The following is a 20,505-nucleotide window of genomic DNA, read 5'->3' on the forward strand; positions in this document are numbered from 1 at the left end:
GCATTTTTATACGGAATACTCAGCAAATAAATGAAATATTTTTTTCAATCATGGCATTACTTTTGACTACTTATTGATTGATTGTGAATGGTTTATAGGTGTCAACTAAACATTGTTGACAATATATAAACCAGTTCCTATAAAAACGTCGTTATCCAAAACAGCACTTTCTTAGTTTTCAGACGACCTTTGACACACGTCTGTCATTATTGCCAGAATCACATGGAAAAGTTAATATCCGTTAAATTAAGGCAACCGCCGTCATACATAACAACTTACAAAGGAGCAAACTATGAACTTTCTGACTGCCGTCAGCCGGCAAATGACCCGATTCACCGCCCTGATTATCGTCCTTGCCTCTGTCGTCGCCTTTATCGAGCCTGCTACCTTTTCATGGGTAAAAGGCGACACACAAGTCGTTGTACTCGGCATCATCATGCTCGGTATGGGCATGACCTTGGGCAAAGAAGACTATCAAATTCTGGCTAAACGTCCGCTCGATATTTTCATCGGTGCAGTCGCCCAATACACCATCATGCCGCTGCTCGCCATCGGTATTGCCAAAGCCTTCAACCTCTCGCCCGGATTGACGCTGGGTCTGGTTTTGGTCGGTACTTGTCCGGGTGGGGTTTCGTCCAATATCATGAGTTTCCTTGCCAAAGGCGATGTTGCCTTTTCGGTCGGCATGACCACCGTTTCCACCGTCCTTGCCCCCGTTATGACGCCGCTGTGGATGACTTACCTTGTCGGACAAACCGTCGAAATGGATGGCTGGGGCATGTTCAAGTTTATGTTGCTCGTTACCCTGTTGCCCGTCGTTATTGGCTCTGCCGCCAATATTTTGCTGCACAAAAAACACTGGTTTGAAGATGTCCGCGCCATTATGCCCGCTGTTGCCGTTGCCGCCTTTGCCTGCATTGTCGGCGGTGTTGCCGCCGTCCACGGCCACCGTTTTGCCGAATCTGCCTTAGTTATGGTGCTCGCCATTGCCGCACACAATATCGGCGGCTACATCCTCGGCTATTACAGCGGCGCGCTAACCGGTATGAACACCGCCAAAAACGTACCATCGCTATCGAAGTCGGCGTACAAAACGCCGGTCTCGCCACGGGTTTGAGCGCCAAATTCTTCCCGGGTAACGCCGAATCCGCCGTCGCCACCGCCGTCGCCTGCGTCTGGCACTCCGTATCGGGAACCGTCTTGGGCAACTTATTCGCTTGGTGGGATAAGCGCAAGCAATAAGTTTCGGTGGTCGGTTCAACCTTCGGTAAAGAATCAAAAGGTCGTCTGAAAAACATGTTTCAGACGACCTTTTATCATGATCCCGACAAACAACTTTAGACTGGACGGCAGGCAATCATATAATTCACTTCTGTCGAATCGCATAAAGAATAGCGGCGGGTCAAAAGATTGTAGGTCATGCCCTTAGTGTCAATCACGTCCAACCCTGCCTGTCTGCACATCCGCGCCAGCTCGGCGGGCGTAATGAATTTTTGCCAATCGTGCGTCCCTTTGGGAACGACGTTCAACACATATTCCGCGCCGACAATCAGATGAAGATACGATTTAGGATTGCGGTTGATGGTGGAGAAAAACACCATGCCGTCGGGCTTCACCAGCTCCGAGCAGGCTTTGATGATGGCGGCGGGATCGGGAACGTGTTCCATCATTTCCATACAGGTTACAACATCGAAACTGTGCGGCTGTTCGGCGGCGAGATCTTCGACACGGATGCAGCGGTAATCAATGTTGTCCATGCCTTCGGCAGCAGCATGGGCTTGGGCGGTTTGCAACGATTTTTCTGCCATATCGATGCCGGTAACGTGCGCCGCGCCGCGTTTTGCCATGCTTTCCGACAAAATCCCGCCGCCGCAGCCGACATCCAAAACACGCTTGCCTGCCAACTGCGCGAATGAGTCGATATAACCCAAGCGCAGGGGATTGATATCGTGCAGAGGTTTGAACTCGCCGTTTTTATCCCACCATTTATCCGCAATTTGGCTGAATTTAGCGATTTCGTCCGCATCGACGTTGTGTTGTCCGGCTGCTTCCATCATGATTTTCCTGATTCGGATTTCGGGTTGAAGAGAGGTTTGATTTTATAGCAAAGCAGCAGGATGGAACAGAGACAAACTGCCGCCAGCCGCCAAAAGGTCGTCTGAAAACGCCGCTTATCCTTTTCAGACGACCTTTGACTTGTTTTTACCCCTTCCGCCTTGTTTGCTACGACCTTTCCCATTAATTTATATAAACTTGCCCACGCATTGCCGAAGCAGCAAATACCCCATTCCCCATTCAAAAGAAAATCCAATGAAACCATTTATCCGCGCCGCATCCCTGCTCTTCCTTGCCGCCGCATCCGCGCTTGCCTCAGGCAAAGACTTTATCATTTACGACTGTATGTACTACGTTGGCAAACCCGATCTGACTGCCGACAAACTGTCCAAAGTATTCCTGATTTACGAATCCGAGCTGGTGATGCCCGATCCTGCCGGCAAGCGCAAACACGGCATATTGAACGAAAAGCGCATCCGCGAATTGGCGCGTCAATCCTATCGCGAAGGCTACCGCACCATTTCTACCGACATCGAAACCTGGTTTGCCGAAAAAGACGGACAAATCCTCACGCCTCAAGAACTTAAAACCGACTTTGCCCGTATGTACCAGATTTTCAAAGAAGAAAATCCCCGCACCTACATCAGCAACTACGGTTTGCCCGACGAACACTTACACGCCATCCGCTACTACCAAACTCAGTCAGATAACGAAGCAGTATTGGCAAAATGGCGGCAGTTCAGCAAACGTCGTCAGATGAGTGCAGCCATCAGCGACTACGCCAATCCCGTGTTCTACATCACCACGCCCGATTTGGCGCAATGGGAAAAAGACGTCCAAACCACGGTTACTGACATCAAAAAACGCTATCCCGATAAAAAAATCATCGGCTATCTCTGGCCGCAATATTATTCCGCCACTGGTAGTCCTTATTTCAAACAATTTATTGATGCCGAACGTTGGAAAAAAATGCTGGAAATCAGTAAAAAATATACTGATGGTGTGATTATCTGGTCTGACAAACGTGATGAACACAACAGAATCGTCCCATGGACTGATCCTCGCATTCAAGCAATTCTCAAAGCGACCAAATCATTTATCGCTGACCATCCGAAAGACATTCAGGTAGAGAAACTCCAGCCTCCCGGAAATCGTTAAAAACCGATTCCTTTTGGTTAAATCCATAAAGGTCGTCTGAAAGATATAAATTGTAGAAACTAGTAGCGTTGTTTACAGTATTTCCAGGAGAATACTGAAACATGAACATGCACAAAAACACCCGTCTCACCCCGCACCACCGACAAGCCATTTGGCTGGCCTACACGCAGGAGAAGGAAAGCGTCACCTCCCTGGCACGCCGCTACCAAGTCAGCCGCGTCACCATTTACCGCGCACTTAAAGCCGCAAGAGGCAGACTGCTCAAACCCCAAACCAGTACCAACAACCGTTTCAAACAGGCAAAGTACGGAATGAAACGCCTGGCCAAGGTAGAACGCGGCATTCAGGAAAAACTTAAAAGGCAGGCCAAACGCTACAATAAATCCTACCCCGGAGAGCTGGTACATCTCGATACCAAACGGCTGCCGCTGCTCAAAGGGCAGAAAGCCGCCGATAAGCGGGATTACTTGTTTGTCGCCATCGACGATTTCTCAAGGGAGCTATACGCCGCCATTTTGCCGGACAAAACCGCAGACAGTGCCGCCAAGTTTCTGACTGAACACCTGATTGATCCCTGCCCATACCTGATTGAGTGCGTTTACTCCGACAACGGTACGGAATATAAAGGCTCGGCCAACCATGCTTTCGGTGTAGCCTGTTATGAGAACGGGATTGGTCAAAAGTTTACCCGGGTTGCCCGTCCGCAGACCAACGGTAAGGCGGAACGGGTTATCCGCACCCTGATGGAGATGTGGCATGAGAAACAGTTGTTTGACAGTCCGGAACACCGGCGAAAGGAGTTGTGCCGCTTTGTTAATTTCTATAACACTGTGATACCGCACCGCAGTTTGAACGGCGATACGCCGTTTGAGGTCTTGCAGGCTTATTTTTCTCAACCTGTGGTGTAAACAACGCGACGTTTTCCTACATATAAATGGTTTTCAGACGACCTTAGATATAGGAAATTGTCATATTGTTTATACTTTTTTTCTACCTCAAACAGCTTTTGTTTTTGCTTAAATGTTTCTTTAAATAACTATCCAGCGTTGTCAAGAACAGAGCGTGTTTCCTACGTCTATCGACATTCTTGATAATACCGAATCACTTCCCAATCAGATCTTCAAACAAAACGGAAAGTGTAACAGTGATGTTAATTTTTACAACACACATGAATAACAAAAAACCGAACGGGATACCCGTTCGGTTTCATAAAAGCAACAATTATTGAACTTTAATTTCTACATCAACACCGGCTGGCAAGTCCAGTTTCATCAGTGCGTCGGTAGTTTTGTCAGTCCAGTCCACGATGTCCATCAGGCGCAAGTGGGTGCGGATTTCCAATTGTTCACGAGAAGTTTTGTTCACGTGTGGAGAACGCAGAATGTTGAAACGCTCGATTTTAGTCGGCAACGGAATCGGACCTTTTACAACGGCGCCGGTACGTTTTGCAGTTTCAACGATTTCTTGAGCAGAACGGTCAATCAGGCTGTAATCATAAGCTTTCAGGCGGATACGGATTTTTTGGTTTGCCATTTATCAATATCCTTCAATTAAGCGATAACAGAAGAAACCACGCCCGCACCTACGGTACGACCACCTTCGCGAATTGCAAAGCGCAGACCTTCTTCCATAGCGATAGGTGCAATCAGTTCTACAGTGATAGCCACGTTCTCACCAGGCATAACCATTTCTACGCCTTCTTCCAAAGTAACCGCACCGGTTACGTCGGTAGTACGGAAGTAGAATTGTGGACGGTAGTTAGCGAAGAACGGAGTATGACGACCACCCTCTTCTTTGCTCAATACGTAAACTTCTGCTTTGAATTTGGTGTGCGGAGTGATGGTACCCGGTTTAGCCAATACTTGACCGCGTTCCACTTCTTCACGTTTGGTACCGCGCAACAATACGCCTACGTTGTCACCCGCCTGACCTTCGTCCAGCAGTTTGCGGAACATCTCAACACCGGTACAAGTGGTTTTTTGGGTTTCTTTCAGACCTACGATTTCGATCTCGTCACCAACGTGGATAACACCGCGCTCTACACGGCCGGTTACTACTGTACCACGACCGGAGATAGAGAATACGTCTTCGATAGGCAACAGGAACGGTTTGTCCACGGCACGCTCAGGAGTCGGGATGTAGCTGTCCAATGCAGCAGCCAGTTCGAAGATTTTTTCTTCGTAAGCAGCGTCGCCTTCCAAGGCTTTCAGTGCAGAACCTTGTACGATCGGGCAGTCGTCACCAGGGAAGTCGTAGCTTGACAGCAAGTCACGGATTTCCATTTCAACCAATTCCAACAGCTCGGCATCGTCAACCATGTCGCATTTGTTCATGAACACGATGATGTAAGGTACGCCCACTTGGCGGGCCAACAGGATGTGTTCGCGAGTTTGCGGCATAGGGCCGTCAGCAGCTGAACATACCAGGATTGCGCCGTCCATTTGTGCGGCACCGGTAATCATGTTTTTAACGTAGTCAGCGTGACCCGGGCAGTCTACGTGTGCGTAGTGGCGGGTTTCGGTTTCGTATTCTACGTGTGAGGTATTAATGGTAATACCGCGGGCTTTTTCTTCGGGAGCGTTGTCGATTTGGTCGTAGGCTTTTGCAGCACCACCGAATTTTTTAGCCAAAATAGTAGTCAAAGCAGCAGTCAGAGTGGTTTTACCATGGTCAACGTGACCGATGGTGCCAACGTTTACGTGCGGTTTGCTACGTTCAAATTTTTCCTTAGCCATGAGCTAATTCCTTTACATTAAAGATCGATTAAAGAACAGAGGTCGTCTGAAAAATCATTTCAGCCTTTCAGACGACCTATTTTGCCTGATTAGCCTTTACGGGCTTCAGTTACAGCAGCAGCTACGTGGGCAGGAGCTTCAGAATATTTCTTGAACTCCATAGAGTAAGTAGCGCGACCTTGGGTTGCAGAACGCAGGTCGGTAGAATAACCGAACATTTCTGCCAGAGGTACTTCGGCGCGAACTTTCTTACCACCGATACCGTCATCATCCATACCCAATACAACGCCGCGACGACGGTTCAAGTCGCCCATTACATCACCCATGTATTCTTCAGGGGTTTCCACTTCAACTGCCATGATCGGCTCAAGCAGAGCAGGATTGGCTTTACGCATACCTTCTTTGAAGGCTTGAGAAGCTGCCAATTCGAACGCCAGTTGAGAGGAGTCAACGTCGTGTGAAGAACCGAAGATCAAACGTACGCGTACGTCAACCACAGGGTAGCCTGCAACGATACCGTTAGGCAGGGTATCGCGGATACCTTTATCGACAGACGGAATGAATTCGCGAGGAATCACACCACCTTTAATTTCGTCAATAAATTCGTAGCCTGCACCACCCGGCTCCATAGGTTCCATTTTGATCACAACGTGACCGTATTGACCTTTACCACCGGATTGTTTAGCGTGTTTGTATTCAGCTTCAACTTCTTTACGGATGGTTTCGCGGTAAGCCACTTGAGGCGCACCGATATTCGCTTCCACTCCGAATTCGCGTTTCATACGGTCAACAATAATTTCCAAGTGCAATTCGCCCATACCGGAAATAATGGTTTGACCGGACTCTTCATCCGTACGGACACGGAAAGAAGGGTCTTCTTTAGCCAGGCGATTCAGGGCAATACCCATTTTCTCTTGGTCGGCTTTGGTTTTCGGCTCAACGGCAATATGGATTACCGGCTCGGGGAATTCCATACGTTCCAAGATAATCGGTGCATTTTCTGCACACAGGGTTTCACCGGTAGTAACGTCTTTCAGACCGATGGCAGCTGCGATGTCGCCAGCGCGTACTTCTTCAATTTCAGTACGGTCTGCAGCAGTCATTTGTACCAAACGACCGATACGTTCGCGAGTACCTTTTACAGAGTTCAATACAGTATCACCGGATTTCACTACGCCAGAGTAAACGCGGATGAAAGTCAGCTGACCAACGTATTTATCGTTCAACATTTTGAACGCCAATGCGGAGAATTTCTCTTCATCGCTGGCTTGACGGCTGTCGGCTTCTTCAGTGTTAGGATTAACACCTTGGACCGGAGGAATATCGGTAGGAGCAGGCAGCAATTCTACAACTGCATCCAACATACGTTGAACACCTTTGTTTTTAAATGCAGAACCACACAACATCGGTTGGATTTCGCCTGCCAGAGTACGTTGACGCAATGCGCCTACGATTTCTTCCTCAGTCAGCTCATCACCGCCCAAGTATTTATCCATCAATTCTTCGCTGGCTTCTGCTGCGGCTTCAATCATGTTTTGACGCCATTCTTCGGCAGTTTCAACCAATTCGGCAGGAATATCGCCATAGGTAAAGGTTGTACCTTTATCGGCTTCATTCCAAATGATAGATTTCATTTTCAACAGATCGACAACACCGGTAAAGCTATCTTCTGCACCAACCGGGATTACGATAGGTACAGGGTTTGCGCGCAAACGGGTTTTCATTTGCTCGACAACGCGGAAGAAGTTGGCACCTTGACGGTCCATTTTATTTACAAATGCCAAGCGTGGTACTTGGTATTTGTTAGCTTGACGCCATACGGTTTCGGATTGAGGTTGAACACCACCCACCGCGCAGTAAACCATTACCGCACCATCCAATACACGCATAGAACGCTCTACTTCTACGGTAAAGTCAACGTGTCCTGGGGTATCGATGATGTTGAAACGGTGTTCAGGGAATTGTTTCGCCATACCGGACCAGTAGGAAGTTACGGCAGCAGAGGTAATGGTAATACCACGCTCTTGCTCTTGTTCCATGTAGTCGGTAGTAGCCGCGCCGTCATGTACTTCACCCAACTTGTGAGTCAAACCGGTATAGAACAAAATACGTTCTGTAGTAGTGGTTTTACCCGCGTCAATATGGGCGGAAATACCGATGTTGCGGTACAGGCTGATCGGGGTCTTACGAGCCATTTTATTAGCCTTTCAAAATTAGAAACGGAAGTGAGAGAATGCTTTGTTGGCTTCAGCCATGCGGTGTACTTCTTCACGTTTTTTCAACGCACCGCCGCGACCTTCAGACGCATCAATCAATTCGCCTGCCAAACGCAGGTCCATGGATTTCTCACCACGTTTGCGGGCCGCATCGCGAACCCAGCGCATTGCAAGAGCCAGACGGCGTGAAGGACGAACCTCAACAGGAACTTGGTAGTTTGCACCACCTACACGGCGGCTTTTCACTTCCACGATAGGTTTGGCGTTTGCAATGGCTTCGTTGAATACTTCGATTGCTGCTTTGCCGGTTTTTTTCTCGATTTGCTCCAGCGCACCGTAAACGATACGTTCAGCAACGGATTTTTTACCGTCAATCATCAATACGTTCATGAATTTAGTCAGCTCGACGCTGCCGAATTTAGGATCAGGCAACACATCGCGCTTGGGGACTTCTCTACGTCTTGGCATTTTAATTTCCTTTAATCTATTCAGTTGGGTCAATTCCCATGAATACCCAAAAGAGCATTCACTTACTCGGCCGTTGTTCAGCTTAGGCGGCCGACGTGCCTATTTAAGTCCCTGCAATTATTTAGGACGCTTAGCACCGTATTTAGAACGGGCTTGTTTACGATCTTTAACACCTGCAGTATCCAAGGAACCGCGTACAGTGTGGTAACGTACACCCGGCAAGTCTTTTACACGACCGCCGCGAATCAGTACGACACTGTGCTCTTGCAGGTTGTGACCTTCACCACCGATGTATGAAATGACTTCAAAACCGTTGGTCAGGCGAACTTTACATACTTTACGCAATGCAGAGTTAGGTTTTTTAGGGGTAGTTGTGTATACACGGGTGCATACACCGCGTTTTTGCGGGCAAGCCTCCAGTGCAGGCACTTTGTTTACGTACACAGGCTTTTGACGGCCTTTGCGTACCAATTGGTTGATAGTTGGCATATTTTCTCGTCCTGTTGAGTTAAATACTTGCCGACACCATGTCGGCAAGAGTGGAATTATATTTTTATTGCAAGAGTTTAGTCAAGCAAACAGCGGATAAAAGTTGGTATTTTGTATTTACTAAGAACTATTTAGCAACTGAGGTCGTCTGAAATGGATAAAGAGTTCTCAAACTCTGCGCTCCCTATTTCAGACGACCTTTATCAAAAATAAGTCGGTTTGCAACTCTTTAAGGGCCCCCTTCCTCCCGTACTTTTCACGACAACCTTGGCAAGCCACACGGGTCATCTGAAAAAGAAAACCGCAAGCTGTGTTGGCTTGCGGTTTTCTTTCAAACAAATATCCTACGGATTATTCATCTGCTGCGTTAATTTCGGAAGTTTCTTGCTCTACTTCCTGCCATTGCTGGCGGCGGCTGCGGTGATAAGTCAACCCGGTACCGGCAGGAATCAGACGACCTACGATTACGTTTTCTTTCAAACCACGCAACTCATCCTGTTTGCCCATGATGGCAGCCTCGGTCAGAACGCGGGTCGTTTCTTGGAAGGATGCGGCAGAAATGAAGCTGTCGGTAGACAGAGAGGCTTTGGTAATACCCAACAATACGTTTTCGTAACGTGCCGGCTCTTTACCTTCTTCCAATGCTTTTTCATTGGCTGCCATGACATCGCCACGTTCCACTTGTTCGCCGGTAATGAATTCAGTTTCGCCTGAATCGACAATATTCACACGGCGCAGCATCTGACGGATGATGACTTCGATGTGCTTATCGGAAATCTTCACACCTTGCAGACGGTAAACCTCTTGCACCTCTTGGACAATGTAGCGTGCCAGTGCTTCGATACCTTGCAAACGCAGAATATCATGCGGATCAACAGCTCCGTCGACGATGGTTTCGCCGCGGTTTACCACTTGACCGTCGTGTACCAGAATTTGTTTCTCTTTGGAAATCAAAGTCTCGTATGCTACGCCGTCCACGTCAGTGATAATCAGACGTTGCTTGCCTTTGGTCTCTTTACCGAAGGAAACGGTACCGGTAATTTCTGCCAGCATACCTGCATCTTTCGGCACGCGTGCTTCAAACAGCTCGGCAACGCGCGGCAGACCACCGGTAATGTCGCGGGTTTTGGAAGAGGCTTGCGGGATACGCGCCAATACGTCACCTTTACCGATTTCCTGATCTTCGCGTACGGTAATCACTGCGCCCACTGGGAATGCCATAGATACCGGAGTGGAAGTACCCGGGATGCAGATTTCCAGACCGTTTTCATCCAACAGTTTCACAGTCGGACGCAGCAGTTTGGATGCGCTGCTGGAGCGGCGTTTGCCGTCAATAACCACCAAAGTGGACAAACCGGTTACATCGTCAGTTTGTTTAGCAACGGTTACACCCTCTTCCACGTTTTCGAATTTCACCCAACCTGCGTGTTCGGTAATCATCGGACGGGTATGCGGATCCCAGGTTGCCAACGTTTGACCGGCTTTGATGGCTTCACCGTCTTGAACCATCAAGATAGCACCGTAAGGCACTTTGTGGCGCTCACGTTCACGGCCGATGTCATCATGAATAACGACTTCGCAAGAGCGTCCGATGACAACCAATTCGCCTTTGTTGTTGGCAACATAACGCATTTGGCTGCTGAATCGTGCCGTACCGTTGGATTTGGCTTCAACTTGGCTGGCTGCTGCCGCACGGGATGCCGCACCACCGATGTGGAACGTACGCATGGTCAACTGGGTACCCGGCTCACCGATAGACTGAGCGGCAATCACGCCGACTGCCTCACCGGCATTAACCAATTTGCCTCGGGCCAAGTCGCGACCGTAACAGTGCGCACACAAGCCATGACGGGTTTTACAAGTAATTGGGGTACGGACTTTGACTTCATCGACACCGGATTGGTCAATCATATCCACCAGTTTTTCAGTCAACAACGTACCAGCTTCAACCAAGGTCTCGCCACTTGACGGATCGACAACGTCAGACGCGGTAACACGACCCAAAATACGATCGCGCAATGCTTCAATCACATCACCACCTTGTACGACTGCCTTCATGACAAAGCCGTCTGAAGTACCACAATCGTCTTCAACAACGACCAAGTCTTGAGTTACGTCTACCAGACGACGGGTCAGGTAACCGGAGTTCGCAGTTTTCAATGCGGTATCCGCCAAACCCTTACGCGCACCGTGGGTCGCAATAAAGTATTGCAATACGGTCAGACCTTCGCGGAAGTTTGAGGTAATCGGCGTTTCAATAATCGAGCCGTCTGGTTTTGCCATCAAGCCACGCATACCGGACAACTGTTTAATCTGAGCCGCAGAACCACGAGCACCGGAGTCGGCCATCATATAGATAGAGTTGAATGACTCTTGATCGACTTCGTTGCCGTCACGGTCGATAACTTTTTGTTTGGACAAGTTATCCATCATCGCTTTAGCGATTTTATCGCCAGCACGACCCCAAATATCCACCACTTTATTGTAGCGTTCGCCGTTGGTTACCAAACCTTGACGGTATTGGTCTTCGATTTCTTTAACCTCGGCATTGGCTTCAGCCAACAAGGCCGCTTTTTCTTTCGGAATCTCCATGTCGTCAACAGCAATGGAAATACCGCCTTTGGCTGCGAATCCGAAACCGGTATACATCAAGTGGTCGGCGAAGATAACCGTATCGCGCAAGCCGCACAGACGGAACGATGCGTTAATCAGCTTGGAAATTTCTTTTTTCTTCAGCGCTTTGTTGATGTATTCGAACGGCAGGCCTTTAGGCAGGATTTCGCTCAACAATGCACGACCGACAGTCGTTTCGTAACGGGTAACGACTGGTTCGAATTCGCCAGCTTCGTTTTTCACCCATTCGCGCAGACGTACGGTAATTTTCGTACCCAGCTCAACCTGTTTGGTATGGTATGCACGATGCACTTCTTTCACATCAGCAAACAGACTGCCCTCACCTTTGGCATTGATGCGGTCGCGGGTCATGTAGTACAGACCCAATACGATGTCTTGGGAAGGTACGATAATCGGTTCACCGTTTGCAGGAGACAATACGTTGTTTGAAGCCAGCATCAGGGTGCGCGCTTCCATTTGTGCTTCCAGGCTCAATGGAACGTGTACCGCCATTTGGTCACCGTCAAAGTCGGCGTTAAACGCGGCACATACCAACGGATGCAACTGAATGGCTTTACCTTCAATCAGGATAGGTTCAAACGCTTGAATACCCAAACGGTGCAGGGTCGGCGCACGGTTCAGCATAATAGGATGTTCGCGAATGACTTCTTCCAAGATGTCCCATACTTCCGGTACTTCTTGTTCTACCAATTTTTTCGCTGCTTTAACAGTAGAGGCCAGACCTTGTTTTTCCAGTTTATGGAAAATGAACGGTTTGAACAGTTCCAAAGCCATTTTTTTCGGCAGACCGCATTGGTGCAGACGCAGGTATGGACCTACGGTAATCACGGAACGACCGGAGTAGTCCACACGTTTACCCAGCAGGTTTTGACGGAAACGACCGCCCTTACCTTTAATCATGTCGGCCAACGATTTCAGCGGACGTTTGTTGGCGCCGGTCATGGCTTTACCGCGACGGCCGTTATCCAACAGCGAGTCAACCGCTTCTTGCAACATACGTTTTTCGTTGCGGACAATGATGTCAGGAGCGTGCAGTTCCAGCAAGCGTTTCAGACGGTTGTTACGGTTGATGACGCGACGGTACAAATCGTTCAAATCGGAAGTGGCAAAACGACCGCCATCCAACGGAACCAGAGGACGCAAATCAGGCGGCAATACCGGCAGCACGTCCATAATCATCCACTCCAGTTTCATACCGGAACGATGGAAGGCTTCCAATACTTTCAAGCGTTTAGCGATTTTTTTGATTTTGGTATCAGAACCGGTCGACTCAAGCTCTTGGCGCAGGATTTCGATTTCGCCTGCCACATCCAAGGTGCGCAACAATTCGCGGATACCTTCTGCACCCATTTTGGCATCGAAATCGTCGCCGTATTCGTCCAGTTTGTTGTAGTAGTCATCTTCAGTCAACAATTGACGGCGTTGCAGCGGAGTCATGCCGGGGTCGGTCACAACAAATGCTTCAAAGTACAATACGCGCTCGATGTCGCGCAAAGTCATGTCCAACACCATACCCAAACGAGAAGGCAGGGATTTCAAGAACCAAATATGTGCAACAGGTGCGGCCAATTCGATATGACCCATGCGTTCGCGGCGTACTTTGGACAAAGTCACTTCCACGCCACATTTTTCACAGGTTACACCTTTAAATTTCAAGCGTTTATATTTCCCGCACAAGCATTCGTAGTCTTTGACCGGACCAAAGATTTTGGCGCAGAACAGACCGTCACGCTCAGGTTTGAACGTACGATAGTTGATGGTTTCAGGCTTTTTAACTTCGCCGTAAGACCATGAACGGATGGTTTCGGGAGAAGCAATGCCGATTTTGATGGCATCAAACTCTTCTTCCATGCCGGCAGTTTGCAACGGATTAAATAAGTTCAACAAATTCATTTTTGCTCCTTGAAGGAAGTATTTTTACCGCGTGGCGGATTTTCGATATTAGAAACGGTACGTTGCGGTTTCAGACGACCTGATATGTTCAGATTCCGATTCATTCTTAATTCTGCAACCGCTTTTTCAGACGACCTAGAGAGGTCGTCTGAAAATTTCTGTTTAGTAACGTTCCAAATCGATATCCAAGCCCAGTGAGCGAATCTCTTTAACCAATACGTTGAAGGACTCAGGCATACCGGCATCGATTTTGTGTTCGCCTTTGACAATGTTCTCGTACATTTTGGTACGGCCTGTTACGTCGTCGGACTTCACGGTCAACATCTCTTGCAGTGTGTAGGCTGCGCCGTATGCTTCCAGCGCCCAAACCTCCATCTCACCGAAACGTTGGCCACCGAACTGAGCCTTACCGCCCAGAGGCTGTTGAGTAACCAGACTGTACGGACCGGTAGAACGCGCGTGCATTTTTTCATCAACCAAGTGGTGCAGTTTCAGATAGTGCATCACACCTACTGTTACCTTGCGGTCAAACGGTTCGCCAGAGCGTCCGTCATACAGCGTGATTTGGGTTTTGCTGTCGTTAAAGCCCAGTTTTTCGACTTCAGGATCATCGCTCGGATAAGCCAAGTTCAGCATTTCGCGGATTTCGGATTCTTTCGCACCGTCAAACACCGGCGATGCAAAAGATGCGCCTTTACGCAGGTTGGAAGCCAGTTCGATGATTTCTTCATCAGTCAGGGCATCCAAATCTTCTTTCTTACCGCTGCCGTTGTAGAGTTTGTTCAAGAACTCGCGCAGCTCGCTGGCTTTGCGTTGCTCTTTCAGCATACGGTCGATACGTTCGCCGATACCTTTTGCCGCCCACCCCAAGTGAACTTCCAAAATCTGACCGATGTTCATACGGGAAGGTACGCCCAACGGGTTCAGTACGATGTCCACAGGACGACCGTCCGCCATGTACGGCATGTCTTCCACAGGCAGAATGCGAGATACCACACCTTTGTTACCGTGGCGGCCTGCCATTTTGTCACCGGCTTGCAGACGGCGTTTGATGGCGATAAAGACTTTCACCATTTTTTGTACGCCAGGCTGCAATTCGTCGCCTTGAGTCAGTTTTTTCTTCTTGATTTCGTACAACTCGTCCGCTTCTTCGCGTTTTTGTTGCAGACTCAATTTAATCAGTTCTAATTGTTTGGCCAGGTCTTCATCAGACAAACGGATATCGAACCAATCGTGTTTGCTAGGCAGACCCGCCAGATATTCTGTCGAAATTTCGCTGCCTTTGGCCAGCTTCATCGGACCGCCATTGGCTTTTTGGCCGACAATCATACGCTCAATACGGTCGAATGCGTCGTTATCAAAAATACGCAACTGGTCGCCCAAGTCTTGACGGTAACGTTTCAGCTCGGAATCAATAATGGATTGGGCACGTTTGTCGCGTTGGATGCCTTCACGGGTAAAGACTTGAACGTCGATAACCGTACCGCTCATACCAGTAGGCATACGCAAAGAGGTGTCTTTTACGTCGGATGCTTTTTCGCCGAAGATGGCGCGCAACAGTTTTTCTTCCGGAGTCAGTTGGGTTTCGCCTTTAGGCGTTACTTTACCTACCAACACATCGCCTGCTTCGACTTCCGCACCGATGTAAACGATACCTGATTCGTCCAAACGGTTTTGCATACGCTCGGACAAGTTCGGAATATCGCGGGTAATATCTTCCGCACCCAGCTTGGTATCGCGGGCAACGACATTCAATTCCTCAATGTGAATCGAAGTATAGCGGTCGTCCGCAGCTACTTTTTCGGAAATCAGAATCGAGTCTTCATAGTTATAACCGTTCCATGGCATGAAGGCGATGGTCATGTTTTGACCCAAGGCCAATTCGCCCAAATCAGTGGATGCACCGTCAGCAATCAAATCGCCGCGTTGCAAAACATCGCCAGCTTTGACCGCAGGACGTTGGTTGATATTGGTAGATTGGTTAGAACGGGTGAATTTCACCAAGTTGTAAATATCGACACCTACTTCACCGGCAGTCGCTTCATCGTCATGAACACGAATCACAACACGGTTGGCATCGACATACTCAACCACACCGCCGCGACGGGCAACGATTGCAGTAGCAGAGTCAACGGCAACTGAACGCTCAATACCGGTACCAACCATCGGTTTTTCAGGACGCAGGCACGGTACGGCCTGACGTTGCATGTTGGCACCCATCAATGCACGGTTCGCATCATCGTGCTCCAAGAACGGAATCAGGGATGCCGCTACGGATACCACTTGACCGGTTGCCACGTCCATATATTGCACACGGTCAGGCGTTGCCATAATGGTTTCGCCTTTTTCACGACAAGTTACCAGGTCACCAATCAAATTACCGTCTTTGTCCAAATCAGCATTCGCCTGAGCAATCACATAGCGGCCTTCTTCAATGGCAGACAAGTAATCGATTTCCTCAGTTACTTTGCCGTCGATAACGCGGCGGTAAGGAGTTTCCAAGAAACCATAATCATTGGTACGCGCATAAACGGACAATGAGTTAATCAAACCGATGTTCGGACCTTCAGGCGTTTCAATCGGACATACGCGGCCATAGTGGGTCGGATGCACGTCTCGCACCTCGAAACCGGCACGTTCACGAGTCAAACCACCCGGGCCTAACGCAGATACACGGCGTTTATGGGTTACTTCAGACAAGGGGTTAGTCTGATCCATAAACTGACTCAATTGGCTTGAGCCGAAGAATTCTTTGATGGCAGCAGAAACAGGTTTCGCATTAATCAAATCATGCGGCATTAAGTTTTCTGATTCTGCCTGATTCAAGCGTTCTTTTACGGCACGTTCCACACGAGCCAAACCACTGCGGAATTGATTTTCAGTCAACTCACCTACCGAACGCACACGACGGTTGCCCAAGTGGTCAATATCGTCCACTTCGCCATGACCGTTACGCAATTCAACCAAAGTAGCAATTGAGGCAACAATATCTTCGACGCTCAGAACATAACCGCCTTTTTCGGCAGCACCTGCGAAAGTTTCGTTCAACAAACGGCCATACCAAGACTGCTGTTGTACTTCAGACAATTTTTGCTCATAAGTACGCGTATTGAATTTCATACGGCCTACGCGAGACAAATCGTAGCTGTCCTCACTGAAGAACAAGCGGTTAAACAATTGCTCGACAGCTTCCTCGGTAGGCGGCTCGCCCGGGCGCATCATGCGGTAAATCGCAACACGCGCTGCTTGCTGATCAGCAGTCTCATCAGTGCGCAGAGTATTGGAAATATAGCCACCCTGATCCAATTCATTAATGTAAAGCGTAGTAAGCTGTTTTACACCATGGATATCAAATTTTGCCAACAACTCTTCAGTGATTTCATCGTTGGCCACAGCCAATACTTCACCCGTTTCAGGATCAATCAAATCCGCGGCCAAAGCTTTGCCAATCAAGCTTTCCGGCTCCACATCCAAACGGGTTAATCCCGCATTGCTAATATCACGGACATTTTTTGCGGTAATGCGTTTACCTTTAGCAACCAATACGTTGCCCTCTTTATCCAAGATATCAACTTTGGCAGTTTCACCTTTCAGACGACCTACAACCAAATCGGTTTGAACACCATTTTCAGACAGATAGAACGTTTCTTTATCGTAGAAAATATCCAAGATCTGCTCATTGTTGTAGCCCAAAGCCTTCAACAAAATCGTAACCGGCATTTTACGGCGACGGTCGATGCGGAAATACAGCAAATCTTTCGGGTCAAATTCGAAATCCAACCACGAACCACGGTAAGGAATGATTCGGGCAGAGAACAATAATTTACCGGAGGAATGGGTTTTACCACGGTCATGCTCAAAGAACACACCGGGAGAACGATGCAACTGAGAAACAATCACACGCTCGGTACCATTAATGACAAACGAACCGCTTGGAGTCATCAATGGGATTTCGCCCATGTATACTTCATTTTCACGAACTTCTTTGACTGTCGGTTTAGACGCTTCCTTGTCTAAAATAACCAATCGGATACGCGCGCGCAGGGGGGCGGCATAAGTGATTCCTCGCAATTGACATTCAGGAATATCGAACAAAGGCTCACCCAACGTGTAATGCACAAACTCCAGACGCGCATAACCGTTGTGGCTTACGATAGGGAAAATAGAATTAAATGCAGCCTGCAGACCATCGTCAGTGCGCTGATCAAAAGCATTTTCTAATTGCAGAAATTTCGCATAAGAATCAATTTGTGTTGCCAACAAAAAGGGAACGTCCAATACGTTCTCTCGTTTTGCAAAACTCTTACGGATACGTTTTTTCTCGGTAAACGAATAGTTCATATACACTCCGAAAAGCAATTTTAAAGAAAGAGGTCGTCTGAAATAACGCCAATTGTTTGTGTGTTATTTACATTTATTTAAACTTAACTAGCGAATAAATTGCAAATAAATGTAAATAACCTATTAACCTAATAACAACAAGCAAAATAAGGCTGGCAGAAAACTGCCAGCCTTCACAGGAAGCATCAAATTATTTGATTTCGACTTTAGCGCCGGCTTCTTCCAATTGTTTTTGGATGTCTTCAGCTTCAGCTTTAGAAACACCTTCTTTAAGAGTTTTAGGTGCACCATCAACGATGTCTTTAGCTTCTTTCAGACCCAGACCAGTAATTGCGCGAACTACTTTAATCACGCCAACTTTTTGGTCACCGGCAGAAGCTAATACTACGTCAAATTCAGTTTTTTCTTCAGCAGCAGCTGCACCACCACCTGCAGGACCTGCAACTGCAACTGCAGCAGCAGAAACACCGAATTTTTCTTCAAAAGCTTTAACCAAGTCGTTCAATTCCATTACGGTCAAAGAACCAACTGCTTCCAAAATGTCTTCTTTAGTAATAGCCATGCTATTTATACTCCAAATATTGTATTAAAAAATAATTGATTAACAGAAACAAAATTGATTAAGCGGCCTCTTCGCCTGCTTTTTTCTCTGCCAAAGCAGCCAAACCGCGTGCAAAGCCTGATACAGGAGCTTGCATAACGAACAACAGTTTGGACAACAGCTCTTCGCGGCTCGGAATAGAAGCCAACTCAGCAACCTGAGCAGCATTCATCACTTCACCATTGTAAGAACCGGCTTTAACTACAATTTTGTCATCTTTTTTCGCGAATTGGTGCAGCACTTTAGCAGCAGCAACAGCATCTTCAGAAGCAGCATAAACCAACGGACCAACCATTTGATCAGCCAAAGCTGCGAATGAAGTACCTTCTACTGCACGACGAGCCAATGTGTTTTTCAGAACGCGCAAGTAAACGCCTTCTTTACGCGCATTAGCGCGAAGCTCTGTCATACTGGAAACACTGATACCGCGATATTCAGCAACCACAAGAGTCTGAGCGTTAGCAATTGCTGCGCTGATTTCCTCTACGGCTACTTTCTTGGTTTCAATATTGAGACTCAAGGTCTACCTCCCACTGTTTATAAACAGGATACCGGAATGATATCCCACCAGCGCGGTAACCTAAAAAGACATCTTGCAAACAATCTTGCAATGTGTTTCAGGACTACCGTCTGCGTAGGGCAGTTACGATTAAATCTTGCGATCCCTACGGTCTTGGACATCTACTTAATTCTAAGTAGCCCAAATTCAAGCAACTCAAAATAGAGTTGCTTGAAAATTTCTTAGATTAGTTATTCACGCTTGACGTATCAACGCGAACACCTAAACCCATAGTGCTGGATACAGCAACTTTTTTCAGGTACTGACCTTTAGCAGCAGCGGGTTTAGCTTTAACGATAGCGTCCAGCAATGCATCAAAGTTCTCTTTCAAATCAGCTTCAGCGAACGAAGCACGACCGATAGTTGCATGAACGATACCAGCTTTATCTGTACGGTATTGCACTTGACCTGCTTTTGCATTTTTAACTGCTTCAGCCACATTAGGAGTAACAGTGCCCACTTTAGGGTTTGGCATCAAACCACGCGGACCCAAGATAGTACCCAACTGACCAACAATGCGCATTGCATCAGGAGAAGCAATAACGACATCAAAGTTCAGGTTACCTGCTTTGATCTCAGCTGCCAAATCTTCAAAGCCAACAACATCAGCACCAGCTTCTTTAGCGGCATCAGCATTTGCACCTTGAGTAAATACTGCTACGCGAGTTGTTTTACCAGTACCTTTAGGCAGAACAACTGAACCACGGATAACTTGGTCAGATTTACGCGGATCAACACCTAAGTTGAAAGATACGTCAACAGACTCGTCAAATTTAGCAGTCGCTGCTTTTTTGACCAAAGCAATTGCTTCATCAATTGCATATAATTTATTGGCTTCAACAGAAGAGCGCAAAGCTTTCAAGCGTTTAGATACTTTAGCCATTATACAACACCCTCCACATCCAAGCCCATTGAGCGAGCAGAACCAGCAATAGTGCGAACAGCAGCATCCAAATCAGCTGCAGTCAAATCGGGTTCTTTAGTTTTAGCAATTTCTTCCAACTGAGCACGGGTCAATTTACCCACTTTATTTGTCAGAGGATTAGAACTACCTTTTTGCAGACCAGCAGCTTTTTTCAACAGAATAGAAGCCGGAGGAGTTTTCATCACAAAAGTGAATGATTTATCCGCAAATGCAGTAATGACAACTGGAATCGGCAAACCAGGCTCCATGCCTTGAGTTGCAGCATTAAATGCTTTACAGAATTCCATAATATTCAGACCACGTTGACCCAAAGCAGGACCAACTGGGGGAGATGGATTGGCTTTACCTGCAGGAATTTGCAGTTTGATGTAGCCGATAATTTTCTTTGCCACTTATAGGACTCCTAAAAACGGGTATAGCGCGGAACCATT

At 47.7% G+C, this 20,505-nt stretch carries 14 protein-coding genes and 1 pseudogene; 3 read left to right on the top strand and 12 right to left on the bottom strand.

The features are described 5' to 3' along the window. The first annotated feature begins 292 nt into the window (after window positions 1-292). Window positions 293-1,242, top strand: a pseudogene (locus tag DBY90_RS07805) (bile acid:sodium symporter family protein). Between the two features lie 95 nt (window positions 1,243-1,337). On the opposite strand, the gene ubiG reads toward DBY90_RS07805, so the two are convergent. Beyond that, entirely contained in the window at window positions 1,338-2,057 is a 720-nt protein-coding gene (ubiG, locus tag DBY90_RS07810; protein ID WP_107986942.1) for a bifunctional 2-polyprenyl-6-hydroxyphenol methylase/3-demethylubiquinol 3-O-methyltransferase UbiG, read from the bottom strand. A 253-nt stretch (window positions 2,058-2,310) separates the two neighbouring features. Between ubiG and DBY90_RS07815 the strand changes: the two genes are divergently transcribed. Both DBY90_RS07815 and DBY90_RS07820 read left to right on the top strand, forming a co-directional pair. Beyond that, window positions 2,311-3,213: a hypothetical protein gene (locus DBY90_RS07815; RefSeq protein WP_107986944.1), complete on the top strand. Its 903-nt coding sequence runs from the start codon at window positions 2,311-2,313 to the stop codon at window positions 3,211-3,213. A gap of 101 nt (window positions 3,214-3,314) precedes the next feature. Then, a complete protein-coding gene (locus DBY90_RS07820) occupies window positions 3,315-4,121 on the top strand; it encodes an integrase core domain-containing protein (protein WP_107986946.1) in 807 nt (268 codons plus the stop codon). 313 nt (window positions 4,122-4,434) lie between these two features. On the opposite strand, the gene rpsJ is transcribed toward DBY90_RS07820, so the two are convergent. From rpsJ to rplK, 11 genes are all read right to left on the bottom strand, one after another. Continuing rightward, window positions 4,435-4,746 (bottom strand): 30S ribosomal protein S10, encoded by a 312-nt coding sequence (rpsJ, locus tag DBY90_RS07825; RefSeq protein WP_002642322.1) that lies wholly within the window; start codon window positions 4,744-4,746, stop codon window positions 4,435-4,437. A 17-nt stretch (window positions 4,747-4,763) separates the two neighbouring features. Then, a complete protein-coding gene (tuf, locus tag DBY90_RS07830; protein ID WP_041961236.1) occupies window positions 4,764-5,948 on the bottom strand; it encodes an elongation factor Tu in 1,185 nt (394 codons plus the stop codon). A gap of 89 nt (window positions 5,949-6,037) precedes the next feature. Beyond that, window positions 6,038-8,143, bottom strand: coding sequence for an elongation factor G (fusA, locus tag DBY90_RS07835; protein ID WP_013448215.1), 2,106 nt, complete (start codon window positions 8,141-8,143; stop codon window positions 6,038-6,040). A gap of 18 nt (window positions 8,144-8,161) precedes the next feature. Beyond that, window positions 8,162-8,632, bottom strand: a complete 471-nt coding sequence (gene rpsG / locus DBY90_RS07840; RefSeq protein WP_003745196.1) for a 30S ribosomal protein S7 — start codon at window positions 8,630-8,632, stop codon at window positions 8,162-8,164. 117 nt (window positions 8,633-8,749) lie between these two features. Then, window positions 8,750-9,121 carry a 30S ribosomal protein S12 gene (gene rpsL / locus DBY90_RS07845; protein ID WP_002218431.1) on the bottom strand — a complete coding sequence of 124 codons (372 nt, stop codon included), beginning with the start codon at window positions 9,119-9,121 and terminating at the stop codon, window positions 8,750-8,752. A 351-nt stretch (window positions 9,122-9,472) separates the two neighbouring features. Next, a complete protein-coding gene (gene rpoC / locus DBY90_RS07850; protein ID WP_070491701.1) occupies window positions 9,473-13,648 on the bottom strand; it encodes a DNA-directed RNA polymerase subunit beta' in 4,176 nt (1,391 codons plus the stop codon). A 162-nt stretch (window positions 13,649-13,810) separates the two neighbouring features. Beyond that, on the bottom strand, window positions 13,811-17,989 hold the full coding sequence (rpoB, locus tag DBY90_RS07860; protein WP_070491699.1) for a DNA-directed RNA polymerase subunit beta: 4,179 nt from the start codon (window positions 17,987-17,989) through the stop codon (window positions 13,811-13,813). A 190-nt stretch (window positions 17,990-18,179) separates the two neighbouring features. Further along, complete coding sequence (gene rplL / locus DBY90_RS07865; protein WP_003742649.1) at window positions 18,180-18,551, bottom strand: 50S ribosomal protein L7/L12; 372 nt, start codon at window positions 18,549-18,551, stop codon at window positions 18,180-18,182. 58 nt (window positions 18,552-18,609) lie between these two features. Continuing rightward, entirely contained in the window at window positions 18,610-19,110 is a 501-nt protein-coding gene (rplJ, locus tag DBY90_RS07870) for a 50S ribosomal protein L10 (protein ID WP_003760504.1), read from the bottom strand. A 226-nt stretch (window positions 19,111-19,336) separates the two neighbouring features. After that, on the bottom strand, window positions 19,337-20,032 hold the full coding sequence (gene rplA / locus DBY90_RS07880; RefSeq protein ID WP_003742647.1) for a 50S ribosomal protein L1: 696 nt from the start codon (window positions 20,030-20,032) through the stop codon (window positions 19,337-19,339). Continuing rightward, window positions 20,032-20,466, bottom strand: a complete 435-nt coding sequence (gene rplK, locus DBY90_RS07885; RefSeq protein WP_002220151.1) for a 50S ribosomal protein L11 — start codon at window positions 20,464-20,466, stop codon at window positions 20,032-20,034. The genes rplA and rplK overlap by 1 nt, the downstream gene beginning before the upstream one ends. Between the last annotated feature and the right edge of the window lie 39 nt (window positions 20,467-20,505).

It is taken from the genome of Neisseria mucosa (assembly GCF_003044445.1).
GTDB classification, from domain to species: domain Bacteria; phylum Pseudomonadota; class Gammaproteobacteria; order Burkholderiales; family Neisseriaceae; genus Neisseria; species Neisseria mucosa_A.

Bases quoted from the DNA above. Each gene is read 5' to 3' on its own strand.
- ubiG (WP_107986942.1), bottom strand. From the start codon at position 2,057: ATGATGGAAGCAGCCGGACAACACAACGTCGATGCGGACGAAATCGCT.
- DBY90_RS07815 (WP_107986944.1), top strand. From the start codon at position 2,311: ATGAAACCATTTATCCGCGCCGCATCCCTGCTCTTCCTTGCCGCCGCA.
- DBY90_RS07820 (WP_107986946.1), top strand. From the start codon at position 3,315: ATGAACATGCACAAAAACACCCGTCTCACCCCGCACCACCGACAAGCC.
- rpsJ (WP_002642322.1), bottom strand. From the start codon at position 4,746: ATGGCAAACCAAAAAATCCGTATCCGCCTGAAAGCTTATGATTACAGC.
- tuf (WP_041961236.1), bottom strand. From the start codon at position 5,948: ATGGCTAAGGAAAAATTTGAACGTAGCAAACCGCACGTAAACGTTGGC.
- fusA (WP_013448215.1), bottom strand. From the start codon at position 8,143: ATGGCTCGTAAGACCCCGATCAGCCTGTACCGCAACATCGGTATTTCC.
- rpsG (WP_003745196.1), bottom strand. From the start codon at position 8,632: ATGCCAAGACGTAGAGAAGTCCCCAAGCGCGATGTGTTGCCTGATCCT.
- rpsL (WP_002218431.1), bottom strand. From the start codon at position 9,121: ATGCCAACTATCAACCAATTGGTACGCAAAGGCCGTCAAAAGCCTGTG.
- rpoC (WP_070491701.1), bottom strand. From the start codon at position 13,648: ATGAATTTGTTGAACTTATTTAATCCGTTGCAAACTGCCGGCATGGAA.
- rpoB (WP_070491699.1), bottom strand. From the start codon at position 17,989: ATGAACTATTCGTTTACCGAGAAAAAACGTATCCGTAAGAGTTTTGCA.
- rplL (WP_003742649.1), bottom strand. From the start codon at position 18,551: ATGGCTATTACTAAAGAAGACATTTTGGAAGCAGTTGGTTCTTTGACC.
- rplA (WP_003742647.1), bottom strand. From the start codon at position 20,032: ATGGCTAAAGTATCTAAACGCTTGAAAGCTTTGCGCTCTTCTGTTGAA.